At 82.6% G+C, this 298-nt stretch carries 1 protein-coding gene; it reads right to left on the bottom strand.

Going from position 1 to position 298, the window contains the following annotated elements; all coding sequences use genetic code 11:
* Nucleotides 1–298, bottom strand: a 298-nt coding sequence (locus VR45_RS02490) for a hypothetical protein (protein WP_045938006.1), incomplete at both ends; no start/stop codon positions are given.

Here is a 298-nt window from a genome sequence, read left to right as displayed (position 1 = left end):
CGCGACCAGTTCGGGTTCGGCGAGCCGCCGCTCCACCGCGGCCAGCTCGGCCCGGTGCCGGTCGATCCGCTGCTCCAGCCCGTCCCGCTCGGCCCGCGGCAGCAGGACGGCGACGGCGTCCTGGGCGCTCGCGAACCCGGCCGCCACCGCGGCGTCGGCCAGCTCGTCGTCCGCCTGCTTGAGCTGGTGCGCCGCCTCGGTGGCGGCCCGGGCGGCGCCGGCCAGCGCGGCCACGGCCGAGGCGAGGCGGTCGAGCGCGGCCGCCCGGGCCGCCACCGACGGCGCGTCGCCGCGGGCC

This window comes from Streptomyces sp. NRRL S-495, assembly GCF_000966955.1.
GTDB lineage: Bacteria > Actinomycetota > Actinomycetes > Streptomycetales > Streptomycetaceae > Kitasatospora > Kitasatospora purpeofusca.
The sequence above is the reverse complement of the archived record's forward strand: the minus strand, read 5'-3'. Positions and strand labels throughout refer to the sequence as shown.